A 17,899-nucleotide genomic window follows, 5' to 3' on the forward strand; every position below is an offset into this window, starting at 1 on the left:
GTGCGGTGCGGACGCCCTAGGCGGGTGCGGTGCGCCCGGCGTTGCCCGTCACCGTCCCCTGGGCCGGCCCTCCGGACCGCTCATGCCGCCGCTGAATCCCGGCGGTGTGAGGCCACGCAGGCGTTCCATGTCCCGGCGGTCGCGCTTGGTGGGGCGGCCGGTGCCCCGGTCACGGATCCCGGCGGGGGCGACGGTCTCGCGGGGCGGCGGGGGAGGGGAGTTGTCGATGTAGCACTGCACGGCCACGGGCGCACCGACCCGCTTGCGGATGAGGCGCTTGACGATCACGATCCGCTCCCGGCCCTCGTTCCGCAGGCGGACCTCGTCGCCGACCCGTAGCGAGTAGGCCGGCTTCACCCGCTCACCGTTCACATGCACATGCCCGCCACGGCAGGCGGTGGCGCCCTGGGAACGTGTCTTGATCAGCCGTACGGCCCAGATCCAGCTGTCGATCCGGACCGTCTCACCATTGCCGGGCCCCGCTGCCCGGGCGGCGGCGACCGCGGCGGCGACCTCGGGGTCCACCGCCGGGTTCACCGTGGGTTCCGCCTCGGGGTCCACCGGGCCGTCGGCCGAGGCACCGGCGCTCTCGGCACCCTGGGCGGGCCCCGTCCCGGCCGGCCCTTCGGTGCCCCGGTTCACGTTCTCGTCCGCATCCTCGGAAGCCATGTCCCGACCCTAACGCCAGGGGCCGGATGACCTGGACAGGTTTTCCGGAGACGGGCCGAAGGCCGCAGGAGGAGGGGGTGCCGGTCCGGAGGGAGGGCGCGGTGGGGCTGACTCGCGGAGGGCCGGTGTGCGGAGGGATCGGTGTGGGGAGGGCCGGTGTGCGGAGGGATCGGTGTGGGGACGGTCGGTGTCGGAGGGATCGGTGTGGGGACGGTCGGTGTCGGAGGGATCGGTGTGGGGACGGTCGGTGTCGGAGGGATCGGTGTGGGAGGCCGGTGCGGGGAGGCCAGGTTGTGGACATGGGGGGCGGCGACCTGGGCATACGGTGACACCATGGACGACAGCAGCTCCCTTGCCCGGTTGGACCGGCGGGTCACGGGCTGCCGGGCCTGCCCCCGGCTGGTGGAGTGGCGCGAGGAGGTGGCGCGGACCAAGCGCGCCGCCTTCGCGGACTGGACGTACTGGGGCCGCCCGGTACCCGGCTTCGGTCCCGCCGACGCCCGGCTGCTGATCATCGGCCTGGCCCCGGCCGCGCACGGCGGCAACCGCACCGGACGCATGTTCACCGGCGACCGCTCCGGCGATGTGCTGTACCAGACGCTGTACGACCTCGGGCTCGCCAACCGGCCCACCTCGGTCCACATCGACGACGGCCTGGAACTGTACGGGGTCCGGGTCACCTCCCCGGTGCACTGCGCGCCGCCCGCCAACAAGCCGACCCCCGGTGAGCGCGACACCTGCCGTCCCTGGCTGGTCCAGGAGCTGGGGCTGCTGCGCCCGACACTGCGGGCCGCCGTGGTCCTCGGTGCCTTCGGCTGGCAGGCCGCACTGCCCGCGTTCACCGAGGCGGGCTGGACGGTGCCCCGCCCCCGTCCGGCCTTCGGCCACGGCACCCGCGTCACCCTCGACGGCCTGGACCTCTTCGGCTGCTTCCATGTCAGCCAGCGCAACACCTTCACCGGCAAGCTCACGCCGGAGATGCTGCGCGAGGTACTGGGCACGGCGGCGCGAACGGCCGGGCTGCCGGTGTCCTGAACCGCCCCGGCACCGGGCGCCGCGGTGCGCCGTGACCCGTCGGTACCCGTCGGTGCCCGGCGTTCAGGGCCGCCAGACGTACCGCACATCCGGCTCCCGCTCCTCGTTGCCGCCGCCGTCGGTGGACTCGGCGACGAGGAAGCCGTGGCGTTCGTAGAAGCGGTGCGCGGGCCTGTTGACCTGGAAGGTCCACAGGGTCAGCCCGTCGGGGCTGCGTTCCTTGGCCAACGCGACGAACCGGTCCCCGAGGCCCTGCCCCCGCCGGTCCGGTTCCAGGTAGAGCTGGGACAGCAGTTCGCCGTCGAGCACCATCACCCCGATGATCCGCCCGCCGTCCTCCTCCGCCACCCAGGTCTCCCGCAACGGCACGACGACGTCCCGGAAGTAGTCGCGGACGTCGTCGTCGGTGCGCGGCCGGACGACCGTGGGCAGGGCGGCGGCGAAGGAACGCAGCCAGACATCGGCGGCGGCCCGCGCGTCGGCGGCCCGCGCCCGCCGGAGGAGGACGCCGGTCATCGTCGTACCCCCGCGTCCTTCCGGTCCTCGCCCGCGGCCGTCCCGGCGTCCGGTACCTCCGCCGTCGCCGTGATCTCCACCAGCTGACCGGTGTATCCGAGGCAGGCGACCCCGAGCAGGGTGGAGGAATGCGGGCCCTTGCTCAGCCCCGAGTCCTCCACGACCTCCCAGACCGCGGACAGCGTCGCGGGTTCGGCGCTCACGACGTACACCTCCGTGCTGAGCACATGCGCCAGGTCGCTGCCCACGGCGCGCAGTTGCTCCCGCAGGTTGGCGATCACCTGCCGGGCCTGACGGACCGGATCGCCCGGTCCGACGATCTCACCGCGCTCATCGAGGGGCACCGATCCGGCGAGGAACGCCAGCTTCGTGCCCGCCTCCACGACGGAGGCATGGGAGTAGGTGGGCGGCGGGAAAAGAGTCGGAACGGTGACACGCTGGATCATGGAGCTGCTCCTACGACGGTCAGCGGACAATCTCCCGATCATCGGCCCCCGCCGGACGCGCGCGCACCCCAATTTCCGGGCGCGGCAAGGGACACGGACAAGGGACACGCGGACAAGGGGTACGGACAGGGGGTACGGACAAGGGGCGCGGAGGAAAACCCGCGAGCGAACCCGGCGGACCATGACGCAGGCTGGCCCCATGCCTCATCCCGACCCGGACGCCCGCCCCGGCCCCGACCGCCTCCCCGACGCCGACTTCCTCTCCGCCACCGCCGACCGGCTGGCCGCGCTTCCCGCCGTCCACGCGGTGGCCCTCGGCGGCTCCCGCGCCCAGGGCACCCACCGCCCGGACAGCGACTGGGACCTGGCGGTCTACTACCGCGGCCCCTTCGACCCCGCCGACCTGCGTGCCCTCGGCTGGCCCGGCGAGGTGAGCGAGGTCGGCGGCTGGGGCGGCGGCGTCTTCAACGGCGGCGCCTGGCTGACCGTCGACGGGCGCCGCGTCGATGTGCACTACCGCGATCTGGACGTCGTGGAACACGAGTTGACCGAGGCGGAGCAGGGGCGGTTCCGGGTGGAGCCGCTGCTGTTCCATCTCGCCGGCATCCCCACCTATCTGATCGTCGCCGAGCTCGCCCTCAACCAGGTGCTCCGCGGCGAACTGCCCCGCCCGGCCGGCTATCCGGAGCCGCTGCGCCGTACCGCCGCCGAGCACTGGGGCGGCACCGCCCGCGCCACCCTCGGCTACGCCAAGGCCAACCACGCCAGCAAGGGCCGCCTCACCGAGACCGCCGGTGCCCTCGCCACCGCCGCGGCCCAGGCGGCCCACGCGGTCCTCGCGGCTCGCGGCGAGTGGGTCACCAATGAGAAGCGGCTGCTGGAGCGGGCCGGACTGCGGGAGTTCGACGAGGTGACGGGCCGACTGCGGGCCACCCCCGACGCCCTGGTCGAGGCCGTCACCAGGGCCGAGGAGATCATCGACGGGGCCCTGCCGCCGACTTGGTGAACGGCGCCGTCGTAAACCCACCGGAGAAATTCCGCGCCTGGGCGATGAATTCCGTGTCCGCCGCCGGTCACCACCCCGAACCGACCGTCGCACAGGAGGACCCATGTCGCTACCGGAGATCGTCTCGCGCGAGCAATGGCGCGCCGCGCGCGAGGAGTTGCGCCGCCGGGAGGAGTCGGTCAGGCGGGAGCGCGAGGCACTGGGCGCCGAGCGGCGGCGGCTGCCCATGGTCGAGGTCGACCCCGGATACCTCTTCGAGGGCGGCGACGGCAAGGCCACCCTGCTCGACCTCTTCGAGGGGCGTTCCCAACTCGTCGTCCACCACTTCATGTTCGCCCCCGAACGGGTGAGCGGCTGCCCGTGCTGCGCCGCTTTCCTGGACCAGGTCGGCCACCTCGCCCATCTGCGCGCCCGGGACACCTCGTTCGCCGCGGTCTCCCGGGCGCCGTTCACCCGCATCCTGCCGTTCAAGGCGCGGATGGGCTGGACGGTGCCCTGGTACTCCTCGGCGCCGGGCGACTTCAAGACGAACTGGGAGCCACCGCCGCCCTCCTCGACCTGACCGCCCTCGGCCGCCGCCCCGCCGGCAGCGAGGCGCTCCGCCTGCACGACGAGTACGACTTCTGGCCCATACGGCACATTTCGCGCCGATCGATGACCGAATCATCACGATCTGTGCCGGAATCGTGTCAGGTATGTCTCAGTCGGGTCACCGGGCGAGGCGTTCGACCCCTCCAGCGCGTTAACTCCAGGCAGGACGACGCTTTGTGGAGGTGCGCGATGGTGAACGGGCGAACGGTGCTCGAACGCTTTCCCGCCGGTGGCCCGCGCGGATCGTGGCCCGCGGAGGAGTTCGCGCACGCGCGACGTCTGGAGGGCCTGCCCGCGGAGGTCGTCATGGACCTCGCGACGGACACGTTCCTGGTGATCGTGCGGGGGCGCGAGACGATCGAATGAGGCCCGCGCGGCGCGACGACGGGCCTTACCGGGTCTTGCCCGAGGGCAGGGGCCCTACGCGGTGATGGTGCGCGACCAGTCCGGAGTTGTGCCGGTCGCCCGGCACAGCGCCAGGTAGAGGGGGATCGGCGGGGTGTACGGCGCCGTGCCCCCGGGCCGGTGGATCAGCCGCGCGGTACCCCTGACCAGGGCGCCCGGAGCGTACTGGGCGGGCGCCGGCCACGGCAGGGCGTAGTCGGAGTCCGACGGGACGATCCACCACCAGTAGGCGTCGTCGGCGTACACACAACCCAGTCGCGGCAGCCGCGACACGACGAGCGGCCCGAGCCGGTCGGGTACGCCCACGGCGTCACAGCCCAGCGGCACCGTCATGCCCTCCGGCACCTGGAGCCGGTGCAGCGGCTGCGCGGCCGGGCGGCGGCGCTGGAGCCGTACCAGCGTGTCCATCCCCATCCCCATCGCCCGCTCGGACCCGGCGGCCTCGGAACGGACGTCGAGACGCCTGCCGGAACCCCGGGCGTCGTGCCGCCCCCGGCCCGTCGCGCCGGTCACGGCCGCTCCCAGAGCCGCGGCTCCGGCGCTCTGTGCGAACGGCGGTCCGGTGCGCCGTACCGCTCCTGCGCCCCGTGCCACCGGTGCTCCGGGGCCCGCAGCGGGGGCCGGCCGGACGCCTCGTGCGGAGGATGCTGCGCCGGCACCCGGTGCACGGGCTGTTCGAGAGTGCCCCAGAGTCGGTCGGTACCCATGTCACCGTCCATACCGTGGTCCGGGCCGTGGCCCTTGTCGTGATCCGAACCGAGACCTGAACCGAGCCCCGGACCGAGACCTGAACCGAGACCCAGGCCGAGGCCCGGACCACGGCCCGAGCCGTGTCCCATGCTGGGACCCTCGGCCGGTTCGTCGCCGTCGGAGCCGTCCGGCCGGTCCGGCTTGGGACGGGCGGCACCCCAGCCCAGATCGTCGCGCGGCTCGGCACATCCCGGAGGCACCTCGCCCCGGCGAGCCAGCTCCGCCCAGACCAGCAGCCCGGAACCGTGCTCCTGCGCGCCCCAGGACCGGCACAGCGCCTCGACGAGGAGCAACCCCCTCCCGTGCTCCTCGTCGGGGCGCTGTGGGGACGGGTGGGGCTCGCCGGGGGCGCAGCCCTCGTCACGCACGGCGATGCGCACCAGGTCGTCGCGGTCGTGCAGCTCGCACACGACCCGTGTGCTCGCGGTGTGCACGATCGCGTTGGTGACCAGCTCCGATATCACCAGAGCCGCGCTGTCACAGGTGTCCGCGCACACCGACCAGCCGGTCAGCCGGGCATGCGCCAGGCGCCGCGCCCGGGCCACGGAACCCGGATGCGCGGCCAGCTCGAAGCGGAACCGGCGCTCGACGGCGGCGACACCCCGAAGGGCCGTCGCCGCTGTGGCGCCGCGACCGGCACGGTCTGCGGCGGCGTCTGTTCCTAAAGGCGCGGACGGAATCACGCCTGCCACTATCGCCCCGCCGCGGACACTTGGCAAGAGTCACTCTGAAAATTGCAGAGTGCAGTGTGACTCGGTCAGGCGCCGTGGCACACTGCTCGCAACAGCACGTCGAGCGGCGCCAATTGGGTCCATCGGAGGTCCGCCCCGATCTCCGAGTGAGTCTTCGAACGGCGCCGCACGGCTGTCAGGGTTCCTTTGGGAGAAGGCTTTCGGTGGAGGTGGGAGCGTGAGCGAACCGCGGTCCGCGCCGACGGTGGGTCAGGTGGTCCTCGGACGGCGCCTGCTGGACCTGCGGGAACGCGTCGGACTGAAGCGCGAGGACGCCGCCCGGGTACTGCGCGTCGCCCCCGCGACCGTCCGCCGCATGGAGATGGCCGAGGTCGCCCTCAAGATTCCGTACCTCCAGCTGCTGCTGAAGGCGTACGGCGTCCCCGACGAGGAGGCCGAAGCCTTCGTCCAGCTGGCCGAGGAGGCCAACCGCCCCGGATGGTGGCAGCGTTTCCACGACATCCTGCCGGGCTGGTTCTCCATGTACGTCAGCCTGGAGGGCGCCGCGAGCCTCATCCGCTCCTACGAGCCGCACTTCGTCCCCGGCCTCCTCCAGACCGAGGACTACGCGCGCGGAGTGCTCAGGTCCGGGGCGATCGGCGAGACCAGCCCGGACGACATCGAGCGCCATGTCGCGCTGCGCATGCGGCGCCAGGAACTCCTCCACCGCCCCGACGCACCCCGGTTCTGGGCCGTGATGGACGAGACCGCCCTGCGCCGCCCCGTCGGCGGCCCCGAGGTGATGCACGCCCAGCTCGAACGGCTCATCGAGGCCGCGAGCCTGCCGAACGTGACGCTCCAGGTCGCCCCGTTCGAGAACGGCCCGCACCCGGGGACGTACGGGCCCTTCGTGCTGTTCCGATTCGCCATGTCAGAACTGCCGGACATGGTCTACAGCGAGTACCTGACCGGCGCCGTCTATCTCGACGCGCGCTCAGAGGTGGCGACCCACCTCGAGGTCATGGACCGCATGGCGGCGCAGGCCGCCACGGCACAACGCACGAAAGAGATCCTCCGGGATCTCTGCAAGGAGCTGTGAATGAAACACATCAAGCCGCGCGCCCGCGTCTACAACGGCATGCCCGCACGGGAACTGGGCAGCGAGGGCTGGCACAAGCCCTGGAGCGGCGGCAACGGCGGCAACTGCCTGGAAGCGATGAAACTGGCCGACGGCCGAATCGCCGTACGCCAGTCCACCGACCCCGACGGACCGGCCCTGATCTACACCACGGACGAGATGACCGCCTTCATAGAAGGAGCCAAAGCGGGGGAGGCCGACTTCCTGCTCTCCTGACACGTGTCGCTTGTGTTGCTACTTGCTCGACTTCTCTTATTGACAACAGACTTGACTACCCATCACCACAGACGTTTACGGAGTGCCGCATGAGCGGGCAGGACCCGACGGCCGTAGAGATCGACACCAGCAAACCGCATCCCGCACGGATGTACGACTGGTACCTCGGCGGCAAGGACAACTACCCCGTCGACGAGGAAATGGGCCGCCAGATGCTGGCGCTCGAACCCCGCGTCCCGGTCATGGCCCGGGTCAACCGCGCCTTCATGCACCGCGCCACGAGGTGGCTGGCCCAGCAGGGCGTACGGCAGTTCCTGGACATCGGGACCGGCATACCGACCGAACCGAACCTCCACCAGGTCGCCCAGGAGGTCGCGCCCGACGCCCGGGTCGTCTACTGCGACAACGACCCGATCGTCCTCGCCCACGCGGCCGCCCTGCTGCGCAGCACGCCCCAGGGAGCCACCGAGTACCTCCAGGCCGATGTGCGCGACCCGGACGCGATCATCGCCGGCGCCCGCGAGGTCCTCGCCCTGAAGCAGCCGGTCGCCCTCTCCATGATCGCCCTGCTGCACTTCATCACGGACGCGGACGGCGCCCATGAGCTCGTCGGCCGACTGCTGTCCGAACTGCCCTCCGGCAGCTATCTGGTGATGACCCACGCCACCTCGGACTTCACCCCCGAGGACTCCGTCACCGCCACCGACAAGCTCAAGGGCGCCGGCATCACCATCGCCCTGCGCTCCCGCGAGGAGTTCACCCACTTCTTCGACGGCCTCGAACTCGTCGACCCCGGCGTCGAGATCGTCCACAAGTGGCACCCGGAACTCGGCGAACCGGTGCCGGGCCAGGACGACGGGGTGATCCCCGGGTACGGCGCGGTGGCCCGCAAGCGGTAGGCGGTAAGGGGTAAGAGGTAGGCGGCAGGTCATGAGCACGTAGGCCGCAACGGCGGTGGGGGTGGCGTACGTCCACGGGCGCGACGCCACCCCCGCTCACCTCCGCGTCGGCCCACTCACACTCACACCCGCATCGGCTTGTCCCCGGGCGAGATCGGCGCGGGCAGCTGCGAACTGCCCGTCAGATACCGGTCGACGGCCGCCGCCACCGCCCGCCCCTCCGCGATCGCCCAGACGATCAACGACTGCCCGCGCGCCGCGTCCCCAGCCGCGAACACCCCCGGAACATTGGTCGCGAAACCGACGTCCCGGGCGATCGTGCCCCGCGCGTCAAGCGTCAGCCCCAACTGCTCGACCAGCCCGTCCTCCCGGTCCGGCCCCGAGAACCCCAGCGCGAGCAGCACCATGTCGGCCGGGATCGTCTGCTCGGTCCCCCGCATCGGCTGCCGCCGCTCGTCCACCGCCACCAGTTCGAGCGCCCGCACATGGCCGCCCTCGTCACCGGAGAAACGCAGCGTCGACGCCGCGAACACCCGCGCGTCCGCGTGCGCCGCCGGCGCCGTCCGCAGCTCACCCGCCTCCTCGTGCGCGGGCGACAACCGGTAGATCTTCGGATACGTCGGCCACGGCTCCGCGTACTCGTCGCGCACCGCCTCCGGCTGCGCGTAGATGTCCAGCTGGGTCACCGACGCGGCGCCCTCCCGCACCGCCGTCCCCAGACAGTCCGCCCCCGTGTCCCCGCCACCGACGATCACCACATGCCGGCCCGCCGCCGACAACGGCGACACCGCCAGATCCCCCTCGCCCACCCGGTTGGAGAGCGGCAGATACCGCATCGCCTGATGTATCCCCTCCAACTCCCGGCCCGGCACCGGAAGTTCCCGCCACGCCGTGGCACCCGTGGCGAGCACCACCGCGTCGAACCGCGTCCGCAACTCCGCCGCGTCGACATCCCGGCCCACCGACGTCGAGGTACGAAACCTCGTCCCCTCGGCCCGCATCTGCCCCAGCCGCCGCTCCAGATGCCGCCTCTCCATCTTGAACGAGGGGATCCCGTACCGCATCAACCCGCCGATCCGGTCGTCCTTCTCGTACACCGCGACCGTGTGCCCGGCCCGCGTCAACTGCTGCGCGGCCGCGAGACCCGTCGGACCCGAGCCGATCACCGCGACCGTCCTCCCCGACAACCGCTCCGGCGGCCGCGCCGGCACGAACCCCTCCTCCCAGGCCCGGTCGGCGATCGCACACTCGACGTTCTTGATGGTGACGGCCGGCTGATTGATCGCCAGCACACACCCCGCCTCACAGGGCGCAGGACACAACCGGCCGGTGAACTCCGGGAAGTTGTTCGTCGCGTGCAACCGGTCGCTGGCCGCCCGCCAGTCCTCCCGGGCCACCAGGTCGTTCCACTCCGGAATGAGATTGCCCAGCGGACAGGCCTCATGGCAGAACGGGACCCCGCAGTCCATGCACCGGTCCGCCTGCTTGCTGATGATCGGCAGCAGCGCCCCCGGCACATACACCTCGTCCCAGTCCCGCACCCGCTCCTCGACGGGCCGCCGCGCCCACTCCTGACGCGGAGTGGTCATGAACCCCTTGGGATCGGCCATGATCATCTTCCTCGCCTACGGGCACCCGGCACCGGCCACCCGACCGGCCATACGCCACCGGACGGCACGTATCGGCATCCTTCCGGCCACGATACGTCCGCACGGGGGGTGGCGCAGGGCGGGCGAGGGGGGTGGGGGAGCAGGGGGCGAGGAGGGGAGGAGGGGGAGGTAGGGAAGGCGGGGGATCACGGTCTGTAGTCGAGGGCGCCGGCCCTCCGCCCGTGTCCCCGGTCCGCTGGTCCTCAGCCCGTTTCCTCTTCCCCGGCCCCCTGCCACGCCCACAGCACACCCTCCACGGCAGGGGCGATCCGGCGCCGGGCCTCGTACCGTGACACCCCGCTCATCAGTAGCGGGTCGTACGGCGTGTCCGTATGCCGTACGCCCGCTACGACAGCCGAGATCACCGCACCCTCGGACAATGCCCGCCCCGCCGCACTGCGGCCCACCCGCCCGCTGCCCCGCACGGAGGCATGCGCCGCGATCGCCCGCGCCCGCTCCGCCGGGCACCCCGGGAACAACCTGAGGATCTCCGCCGCGAACGCCGCCGCGAACCGCTCGTCCTCCACCCCCCTGCGCCGCGCGTCCCGCGACCGTCGCCGACGCCGAGCCTCCGCATCCGCCAGACACCGCCCCTCGGCACGGACCAGCGCCGCCTCCTCCACGAGCACACCCTGCCGCTCGTACCGGCCCTTACGCCGGTTGAACCGCACCACCACCGCCGACAACACGCTCTCCTCCCGCGACCTGCGGGTCAGCGCCGTGTCCCCGCGCGGCAGGAGGACCAGGTGACCGAGATCCGCGCAGTCCAGGCAGCGAGGGGCGCCGTTCTCCATGACCAGGAGTGACAGCGGCCCGCGACGGCAGGCGGCGCAGCGCTGGTGCTTCAGGGGCTGGATGACGACAAGGCCGTGGGTGGGATGGGGAGTTGAGGGAATTCCCATGGTTCCTTTCTTCCCCGCCGGTGGCGCAGGCTCCCGTTTGGGAGGGTCGTAATCGCCTTCCGGGTCCATCGGCACCGACTCGCCCAACTGATGTCCGGCATCTCGGAGATCGGTCACCCTGTCGCGGTGCCCGGTTCGCCGACTCGCGGCACCCCGGTTCTCCTTGGTCTAAGGCATGGGGCCCTCCCCCCTCCTCCCCCTCCCTCCTCCCCCCTCCCCCGAACCCACCCGGCATCATGGCTCTGTGCGACTCGAAGCGATCACCTGGGACCGGCTCGCCGAACTGCTCGCCGACCGGCTGGCCGGGCTGGAACCGGCCGACGATGGCGCGTGGCTGCGCGTCGCCTTCGACGGAGCCCCGGCCGCCCGTCCCGGTGACCTGGCCGAACGGGTCGGTGAGGCGCTCCGGGTGCGCGGCCGGCCCTCGCTGGCCGTCGGGGCGGAAGGTTTTCTCCGCCCCGCCTCACTGCGCCTGGAGCGCGGGCGACGCGACGCGGAGTCGTACTACGGCGGCTGGCTCGACACCGGCGCCCTGTGGCGGGAGGTGTTCGGCCCGCTCGACCCCGGCGGCAGCGGGCGCGTCCTGCCCGACCTGTGGGACCCGGCCACCGACCGCGCCACCCGCAGCCCCTATGTCCAACTCCCGCCCGGCGGCGTTCTGTTGCTCCATGGCCCCCTTCTGCTGCGCCACTGGTTCCCGTTCGATCTGACCGTCCACGTCCTCCTGTCCCCGGCCGCCCTGCGCCGCCGTACTCCCGAAACCGACCACTGGACGCTCCCCGCCTTCGAGCGCTACGAGTCGGAGACCGACCCAGCGGCCACGGCGGACGTCCTCGTCCGCGCCGATGATCCACGCCATCCCGCCTGGCGCGGCTGACCCTCGACGGGTGTCGCACGGACCTCCTCCGCCGCCCGTGCCGCTCGCCCCGCCCGCGCCGGACCACCGGCACCCGCCCGTAGCCCGGCACCCGCTCTTCGCCCTGCATGCCCGCCGGTTCGGGGCCGGCCGTCGCGGCTCAGAGCCAGCCGTTGCGGCGGAAGCCCCGGTACAGCGCCAGGCAGGCCGCCGCCATCACGGCCATGGCCAGCGGATAGCCGAACCGCCAGTGCAGCTCGGGCATGTGGTCGAAGTTCATGCCGTACACCCCGCACACCATGGTCGGTACGGCGATCACGGCCGCCCATGCCGTGATCTTCCGCATGTCCTCGTTCTGCGCGACCGTCACCTGTGCGAGGTGCGCCTGGAGGATGGAGTTGAGCAGTTCGTCGAAGGCGGCTATCTGCTCCTTGGCCCGGGTCAGATGGTCGAGGACATCCCGGAAGTACGCCTGTATGTCGGGGGCGACGACCCGCAGGGGCCGGGTGGCCAAGTCCTCCACGGGGCGGGCCAGCGGCATCACCGCCCGCTTCAGCTCCAGCAGTTCACGCTTCATCTGGTAGATCCGCCCCGGGTCGAGCCGCGCACCCCCTTCCGAGAACACCTCCGTCTCCACCTGGTCGATATCGGCCTGCACCGCGTCCGTCACGCTGAGATAGCCGTCGACCACATGGTCCGCGAGTGCGTGCAGCACCGCGGCCGGGCCCTTGGAAAGCTGGTGCGGGTGTGCTTCCAACTCCTCGCGCAGCGGCCCGAGCGAGCCGTGCCGGCCGTGTCGCACCGTGATGACGAAGTCCTCGCCGACGAAGGCCATGATCTCGCCGGTGTTCACCACCTCGCTGGTCGCCGTCAGCCGTTCGTGCTCGACGTAGCAGACGGTCTTGAACACCGCGAACAGGGTGTTGCCGTAGTGCTCCAGCTTCGGCCGCTGATGGGCCTCGACCGCGTCCTCCACCGCGAGCGGATGCAGGTCGAACAACTCGGCGACGCCCGCGAACTCGCGGTCCGTCGGCTCGTGCAGCCCCAGCCAGACGAAGCCCTCACCGGTCTTGCGGACCATCCGCACCGATTCCAGCAGATCGGTGCACTGCGGTACCCGTATGCCGTCCTGGTACGTCACGCAGTTGACCACGGAGGAGCCCAGGGGCGAGCGGGCGGGATGGCTCAGATCCACGCGCGGCCGCCGCCGGGCCAGCTGTGCGACCTTGCGCAGGCCGCCGGCCGTGCCCAGCTTCGTGACCTTCCGCAGATTCCCTGCCATGGACATCCGGATCTCCTCGCGTGGATCCTCCCCGTGCGACGCTTTCGCGCCCTGGCCCGAAAGTGTGCCAGTCCTGAGCAAAGAGCGGGCAAGCCTGTGGGAACACGGAGTTCCGCTTTGTTCCCGCCTGTGGAAAACCTCCGCCCGCACGCGAGGAATCGGTCGGCCGCCCCTGCCGAACCGATCACCCGCGCCCGCGGAGCCGACCACCCGTACCCGCCCGCCACCTGGGATGATGCGCGGCATGACAGCATCCGACGGGTATCTCCTGGACAACCGGCAGCGCGAGGCGGGGGAGCGCTTCGACGCATTCGCCACCCTGTTCGATCCCACGACGTTCCGGCACATCGAGGCCCTCGGTATCGAGCCGGGCTGGCGCTGCTGGGAGGTCGGGGCGGGCGGCACCTCCGTGGTGTCCTGGCTCGCGCGGAAGGTGGGGCCGGACGGCACGGTCGTCGCCACCGACATCGACACCTCGCGGCTGGCCCCCATGGACCACCCACCGGTGGAGATCCGCACCCACGACGTGGGCGCCGAGGAACCCCCGGGGGAGGGCTTCGACCTGGTCCACGCCCGGCTCGTCCTCGTCCATGTCCCGGACCGCGCCCGCGCGTTGAGGTCCATGGTCAAGGCGCTGAAGCCCGGCGGCCGACTGCTGATCGAGGACGCCGACCCCGCCCTCCAGCCGCTGACCTGCCCCGATGAGCACGGCCCCGAACAGCGCCTCGCCAACCGGCTCCGCCAGGGCTTCCGCAGCCTGCTCGCCGAACGGGGCGCCGACCTCTCCTACGGCCGCCGACTGCCGCGCCTGCTCCGCGAGGCGGGACTGCACGAGGTCGAGGCCGACGGCTTCTTCCCCATGACCTCGCCCGCCTGCACCGCCCTGGAAGCCGCGACGGTCCGCCAGATCCGCGGCCGGCTCCTCGACGCGGGCCTGGCCACCGACGAGGAGATCGACCAGCACCTCGCCAACGTCGAGACCGGCGACATGGACCTGACCACGGCACCGATGATCTCGGCGTGGGGGCGCAAGGCGTAACCCGGGCCACCGGGCGCGAGTCGGGCCGCAAGCCGAATCCCCCGGTCCCGAGCCGCAGCACCTCCGGCGCGGCGACCGGCCCGACCTCTGACACGGCGGCCCTGCCCGCGCCCCGCCCCGACCGACGCCGGCTCAACCCCTCTGCTCGACGGCTCTCCCGGTCGTCCCGTCCGACTCCCTCAGCCGTCCCCCGCGCCACTCTCCTCGGTCACGCGGCCCCGGTGCGGTGGTCTGCCGCCGACCCGGCTCACCGCCCGCGCGCCCGCCCGGCACCCCCGTGCCGCCGCCTCCCGCGGGTCCGCGCCCGCGAGGAGGGCGGCGAGGAAAGCTCCGGTGAAGGCGTCACCGGCGCCCGTGGTGTCCCGCGCGCTCGCCGGTACGGCCGGAACCCGCGCCGGCGTACCTCCGGCAAGGGACACCAGCGCCCCGTCCGCCCCCGCCTTGACCACCACCAGCGGGACGAGGCGACTCAACTCGGCCGCCGCGTCGGCCGGTTCCGGCAGCCCCGTCAGCAGACATGCCTCGTCACGGCTGGGCAGCAGCGCGTCCAGCCCCTTGGCGAAGGCGAGGAACCGGTCGACCCCCAGCTCCGCCAGAAAGCCGGCCGACGCCGGATCCATACTGACCGGCACGCCCCGCGCCCGGGCGGCATCGAGCGCGGTACCCGCGAGCGCACGGCTCGACTCCGTGAAGAGCAGATAACCCGACAGATGCAGCCAAGCGATCCCGTCGAGCAAGGCGTCCGACCAGTCCGCGGGCTCCAGCCGTAGCGACGCCCCGCTGTCCGTGAGGAACGTGCGTTCAGCCGCCGCGCCCGCGTCGACCAGGCACACCACCGTCCCGGTCGCCGACTGCGGATCGGTCACCAGGAGCGGCCGTACCCCGGACGCGACCAGCTCCCGCTCGTGCCACGCCGCCGCGTCCGCGCCGACCCGGCCGAGCAGCCGTACGTCCGCACAGCCCGAATGGGCCGCCCAGCAGGCCACGTTGGCGCCGGCGCCGCCCGGCAGCGTCCGGATCACCGCGGCCGTGTCCGTGCCGGTCGCGAGCGGCCCCCGATGCCGGGCGACCACATCGGTGACGACGTCGCCCACGACCAGCAGCGCACCCGTGCGGCTCCCGGTCACCTCCGTGCCCACGCCGCGGCGATCCGCGCCCCCAGCCGCACATTGCCGCGCACCGCGGCCAGGTTGGCGCGCAGCGACGCGCCGTCCGTGTGCCGCACCAGGTAGTCGAGGAGGAACGGGGTCACCGCCTGACCGGTGATGCCCCGCTCCGCACAGGCGGCGAGCGCCTCGTCGAGTACACGCGCGTGCAGTTCGGGGTCGAGCTGTTCCGCCTCCGGCACCGGATTGGCGATGATCAGCGCCGACTCCGCCACGCCCAGCGCGTCCTGGGCACGCATCACCTCCGCGACCTCCTCGGGGGCGTTCAGCGTCCAGTCGACCGGATGTCCCGAGTCGGAGAGATAGAAGCCGGGAAACCGGTCCGTGCCGTACCCGGCGACGGCCACGCCCAGCGTCTCCAGCCGTTGCAGGGTCGCGGGCACGTCCAGGATCGACTTCACGCCCGCGCACACCACCGTGATCCCGGTCCGTGCCAGCAGCCCCAGGTCGGCCGACTCGTCCTGGGTCACCGTCCACTCCCGGTGCACCCCGCCCAGTCCGCCGGTGGCGAAGACCCGGATGCCCGCCAGCGCGGCCAGCCGCGCGGTAGCCGACACCGTGGTCGCCCCGTTCGCCCGCGCCGCCACGGCGAACGGCAGATCGCGATGGCCCAGCTTGCGGATGCCGTCGTCATGGGCGACCCGCTCCAGCTGGGCCTTGTCCAGGCCGATCAGTGGCCGACCGTCGAGCACGGCGACGGTCGCCGGTACCGCGCCCTCGCCGCGTACCGCGTCCTCCAGCTCCAGGGCCACCCGCAGATTGCGCGGGCGGGGCAGACCATGGGCGATGATCGTGGACTCCAGGGCCACCACCGGCCGCCGCGCCTCGATCGCCTCCCGGACCTCTTCCGACACCACCAGCACCATGTGCCCGCCTCCTGTCCGCCGGTCCCTGCCGGTATCTCTGGCGGGCACCGGCCACGGCTAAACGCCCGGGGCCGGCGCCGCGCGCGAAGCGGCCGTACCTGGCCGAACGGCGACCGGCCCTGGCCGGATACGGCGGGGCCGTGCAGAGCCGGATACGGCGGGGCCGTGCAGAGCCGGATAGGGCGGGGCCGCTCAGAACAGCGGCTCGGGAAGCACCCCCTCCAGGGCGAGCAACTGCCGCTTGGTCTCCAGACCGCCCCCGAAACCCCCGATGCCGCCGTCACGCTCGACCACCCGGTGGCACGGCACGACCACCGGCAGCGGATTGGCGCCCATCGCCACGCCGACCGCCTGTGCCCCGCCGGGCTGCCCGACCCGGCCGGCGAGGTCGCCGTACCCCACCACACTGCCGTACGGCACCCCGGACGCCAGCTCCCGCAGTACCTGCCGGTTGAACCCGGAGATCAGCGACCAGTCCAGCGGCAGCTCGAAGTCCTGCCGCGCACCGGCGAAGTAAGCCCGCAACTGCTGTATCGCCTGGACCAGCACCGGTGCCCGCGGATCCGCCACGGGCGTGCTGCCGAACCGGGTCGCCAGTCGCTCCAGCGCCCGCTCGCGCACCGCGTCGGTGGCGTGGAAGACCACGTTGACCAGTCCGTTCCTGGTCGCCGCCAGCATCAGCGGGCCGATGTCGGTCTCGACGACGGCCCACACCACCCGCTGCTCGTCCTGCCCATGGCTGTCCATGCGCCCACAGTACGACCCACCACTGACAACGCCCGCCGGTCCGCTGCCGCCCGCCCTCGGCACGCCCGCCCACTCGCCCGGTCGGGGCCGGGGTCACTTCGTGTCCAGCGCCGCCCGCACCACGTCCGCCTTGCTGCTGATGATCCCGTCGACGCCGTACCCGGCGACCTTGCGGGCGGTGGCCTTGTCGTCCACCGTCCAGGCGTACACCCCGAGCGGACGGCCGTGCGGCCCGCGGACACCGTGCACCGCCGACACATACGACTTGCTGAGCGATCCGTACGACGGGTTGACCAGGTCGACGAAACGCGCGTACCGCTTCAGCTGGGAGACCGGGGGCGCCCCGAGACAGGCCGTGGTCAGCGCGGGCTTCAGCTCATGGACGGTCCGCACGCTGTCCGCGCTGAAACTCTGCACGACCAGCCGCTTCAGATGACCGCGGTCCAGCCAGCCCTCGTTGCCGAGGACCTTCAGGATCTGCTGTTCGATGCCCGGATACAGCTCCGGGTTCTTGACCTCCAGGAGCAGGCTCTCGTGGTTGTGCTCGACCCGGCGCATGTACTGCTCCAGGGTCGGCACGCGCGTGCCCGCGAAGGCGGGGGAGAACCAGCTGCCCGCGTCCAGCCGGGCGATCTCGGCGGCGGTGAAGTCCTTCACCTTCCACGGCGCCCGGCCGGGGAAGACCTTCTCGGCGTTCGTGGTGCGCTTCAGGGTGTCGTCGTGGATGACCACCAGTTCGCCGTCCTTGGTGCGCTGGACGTCGTTCTCGACCCAGGTGGAGCCCAGTCGCGCCGCCTCGTCGATCGAGGGCAGCGTGTTCTCGGGAGCGTGGGCGGGGGCACCCCGGTGGGCGATCACCAGGGGCGGCCGGACGCCCGCCTTGGCGTCGGAGGTGAGACTCACCAGGGCCACCGCGGACAACACGGCCAGGACCACGGCGGCCAGAACGGCGACCAGGCGCGCGCGCATGCATACTCCTCGCGTCGAACGGATACCCACGCCGGACCGGCGACCGACAGCACCAGAGTGACAGCAGAGAGCCAACGTTAC

19 protein-coding genes and 2 pseudogenes are annotated in these 17,899 nt (G+C 72.3%); 9 read left to right on the forward strand and 12 right to left on the reverse strand.

Annotated elements, in window-relative coordinates:
* Positions 1 to 48 precede the first annotated feature (48 nt).
* Positions 49 to 669, reverse strand: a complete 621-nt coding sequence (locus AB0N90_RS09555; RefSeq protein WP_365194408.1) for an RNA-binding S4 domain-containing protein — start codon at positions 667 to 669, stop codon at positions 49 to 51.
* 333 nt (positions 670 to 1,002) lie between these two features.
* Between AB0N90_RS09555 and AB0N90_RS09560 the strand changes: the two genes are divergently transcribed.
* Positions 1,003 to 1,704: a uracil-DNA glycosylase gene (locus AB0N90_RS09560; RefSeq protein WP_365194411.1), complete on the forward strand. Its 702-nt coding sequence runs from the start codon at positions 1,003 to 1,005 to the stop codon at positions 1,702 to 1,704.
* A gap of 63 nt (positions 1,705 to 1,767) precedes the next feature.
* Here AB0N90_RS09560 and AB0N90_RS09565 read toward each other — a convergent pair whose 3' ends face one another.
* Together AB0N90_RS09565 and AB0N90_RS09570 are read right to left on the reverse strand one after the other, a co-directional pair.
* Positions 1,768 to 2,220 carry a GNAT family N-acetyltransferase gene (locus AB0N90_RS09565; protein WP_361670770.1) on the reverse strand — a complete coding sequence of 151 codons (453 nt, stop codon included), beginning with the start codon at positions 2,218 to 2,220 and terminating at the stop codon, positions 1,768 to 1,770.
* Positions 2,217 to 2,666 carry a RidA family protein gene (locus AB0N90_RS09570; RefSeq protein ID WP_365194414.1) on the reverse strand — a complete coding sequence of 150 codons (450 nt, stop codon included), beginning with the start codon at positions 2,664 to 2,666 and terminating at the stop codon, positions 2,217 to 2,219. Before AB0N90_RS09570 ends, AB0N90_RS09565 begins: the two co-directional genes overlap by 4 nt.
* Before the next feature lie 199 nt (positions 2,667 to 2,865).
* Between AB0N90_RS09570 and AB0N90_RS09575 the strand changes: the two genes are divergently transcribed.
* The 3 genes and pseudogenes from AB0N90_RS09575 to AB0N90_RS09585 all read left to right on the forward strand — a co-directional run bounded on the left by AB0N90_RS09575 (position 2,866) and on the right by AB0N90_RS09585 (position 4,629).
* A complete protein-coding gene (locus AB0N90_RS09575) occupies positions 2,866 to 3,672 on the forward strand; it encodes a nucleotidyltransferase domain-containing protein (RefSeq protein ID WP_365194415.1) in 807 nt (268 codons plus the stop codon).
* Positions 3,673 to 3,775: 103 nt separating this feature from the next.
* Positions 3,776 to 4,293, forward strand: a pseudogene (locus AB0N90_RS09580) (DUF899 family protein); the annotation flags it as partial.
* 159 nt (positions 4,294 to 4,452) lie between these two features.
* A complete protein-coding gene (locus AB0N90_RS09585) occupies positions 4,453 to 4,629 on the forward strand; it encodes a hypothetical protein (RefSeq protein ID WP_356116239.1) in 177 nt (58 codons plus the stop codon).
* A gap of 54 nt (positions 4,630 to 4,683) precedes the next feature.
* Here AB0N90_RS09585 and AB0N90_RS09590 read toward each other — a convergent pair whose 3' ends face one another.
* Both AB0N90_RS09590 and AB0N90_RS09595 read right to left on the reverse strand, forming a co-directional pair.
* Positions 4,684 to 5,082 carry a hypothetical protein gene (locus tag AB0N90_RS09590; protein WP_128793602.1) on the reverse strand — a complete coding sequence of 133 codons (399 nt, stop codon included), beginning with the start codon at positions 5,080 to 5,082 and terminating at the stop codon, positions 4,684 to 4,686.
* Between the two features lie 473 nt (positions 5,083 to 5,555).
* Positions 5,556 to 6,110, reverse strand: a pseudogene (locus AB0N90_RS09595) (ATP-binding protein); the annotation flags it as partial.
* 217 nt (positions 6,111 to 6,327) lie between these two features.
* Between AB0N90_RS09595 and AB0N90_RS09600 the strand changes: the two are divergent.
* The 3 genes from AB0N90_RS09600 (at position 6,328) to AB0N90_RS09610 (ending at position 8,342) form a co-directional block, all read left to right on the forward strand.
* Complete coding sequence (locus AB0N90_RS09600) at positions 6,328 to 7,188, forward strand: helix-turn-helix transcriptional regulator (protein WP_365194418.1); 861 nt, start codon at positions 6,328 to 6,330, stop codon at positions 7,186 to 7,188.
* On the forward strand, positions 7,189 to 7,443 hold the full coding sequence (locus AB0N90_RS09605; protein WP_037653243.1) for a DUF397 domain-containing protein: 255 nt from the start codon (positions 7,189 to 7,191) through the stop codon (positions 7,441 to 7,443).
* A gap of 89 nt (positions 7,444 to 7,532) precedes the next feature.
* Positions 7,533 to 8,342, forward strand: a complete 810-nt coding sequence (locus AB0N90_RS09610; RefSeq protein ID WP_365194421.1) for an SAM-dependent methyltransferase — start codon at positions 7,533 to 7,535, stop codon at positions 8,340 to 8,342.
* 122 nt (positions 8,343 to 8,464) lie between these two features.
* Here AB0N90_RS09610 and AB0N90_RS09615 read toward each other — a convergent pair whose 3' ends face one another.
* Complete coding sequence (locus AB0N90_RS09615; RefSeq protein WP_365194424.1) at positions 8,465 to 9,952, reverse strand: glutamate synthase subunit beta; 1,488 nt, start codon at positions 9,950 to 9,952, stop codon at positions 8,465 to 8,467.
* 242 nt (positions 9,953 to 10,194) lie between these two features.
* Positions 10,195 to 10,893, reverse strand: coding sequence for a DUF2293 domain-containing protein (locus tag AB0N90_RS09620; RefSeq protein WP_365194425.1), 699 nt, complete (start codon positions 10,891 to 10,893; stop codon positions 10,195 to 10,197).
* Positions 10,894 to 11,137: 244 nt separating this feature from the next.
* Between AB0N90_RS09620 and AB0N90_RS09625 the strand changes: the two genes are divergently transcribed.
* Positions 11,138 to 11,770 carry a uridine kinase gene (locus AB0N90_RS09625; protein WP_365194427.1) on the forward strand — a complete coding sequence of 211 codons (633 nt, stop codon included), beginning with the start codon at positions 11,138 to 11,140 and terminating at the stop codon, positions 11,768 to 11,770.
* Between the two features lie 139 nt (positions 11,771 to 11,909).
* Here the strand turns inward: AB0N90_RS09625 and corA are convergent, their stop codons facing one another.
* Positions 11,910 to 13,037 carry a magnesium/cobalt transporter CorA gene (gene corA, locus AB0N90_RS09630; RefSeq protein WP_085564206.1) on the reverse strand — a complete coding sequence of 376 codons (1,128 nt, stop codon included), beginning with the start codon at positions 13,035 to 13,037 and terminating at the stop codon, positions 11,910 to 11,912.
* Between the two features lie 238 nt (positions 13,038 to 13,275).
* On the opposite strand from corA, the gene AB0N90_RS09635 reads away from it, so the two are divergent.
* Positions 13,276 to 14,070 carry a methyltransferase domain-containing protein gene (locus tag AB0N90_RS09635; RefSeq protein ID WP_365194431.1) on the forward strand — a complete coding sequence of 265 codons (795 nt, stop codon included), beginning with the start codon at positions 13,276 to 13,278 and terminating at the stop codon, positions 14,068 to 14,070.
* Positions 14,071 to 14,249: 179 nt separating this feature from the next.
* Here the strand turns inward: AB0N90_RS09635 and AB0N90_RS09640 are convergent, their stop codons facing one another.
* From AB0N90_RS09640 to AB0N90_RS09655, 4 genes are all read right to left on the reverse strand, one after another.
* Positions 14,250 to 15,209 carry a PfkB family carbohydrate kinase gene (locus AB0N90_RS09640; RefSeq protein WP_365194432.1) on the reverse strand — a complete coding sequence of 320 codons (960 nt, stop codon included), beginning with the start codon at positions 15,207 to 15,209 and terminating at the stop codon, positions 14,250 to 14,252.
* Entirely contained in the window at positions 15,194 to 16,102 is a 909-nt protein-coding gene (locus tag AB0N90_RS09645; protein WP_365194434.1) for a pseudouridine-5'-phosphate glycosidase, read from the reverse strand. The genes AB0N90_RS09640 and AB0N90_RS09645 overlap by 16 nt, the downstream gene beginning before the upstream one ends.
* Positions 16,103 to 16,294: 192 nt before the next feature.
* Positions 16,295 to 16,849: a methylated-DNA--[protein]-cysteine S-methyltransferase gene (locus AB0N90_RS09650; protein WP_365194436.1), complete on the reverse strand. Its 555-nt coding sequence runs from the start codon at positions 16,847 to 16,849 to the stop codon at positions 16,295 to 16,297.
* Positions 16,850 to 16,942: 93 nt separating this feature from the next.
* Entirely contained in the window at positions 16,943 to 17,818 is an 876-nt protein-coding gene (locus AB0N90_RS09655) for a glycerophosphodiester phosphodiesterase family protein (protein ID WP_365194437.1), read from the reverse strand.
* Between the last annotated feature and the right edge of the window lie 81 nt (positions 17,819 to 17,899).

Origin of the sequence: Streptomyces sp. NPDC093018 (genome assembly GCF_040684035.1) — a bacterium.
Taxonomy (GTDB): domain Bacteria; phylum Actinomycetota; class Actinomycetes; order Streptomycetales; family Streptomycetaceae; genus Streptomyces; species Streptomyces murinus.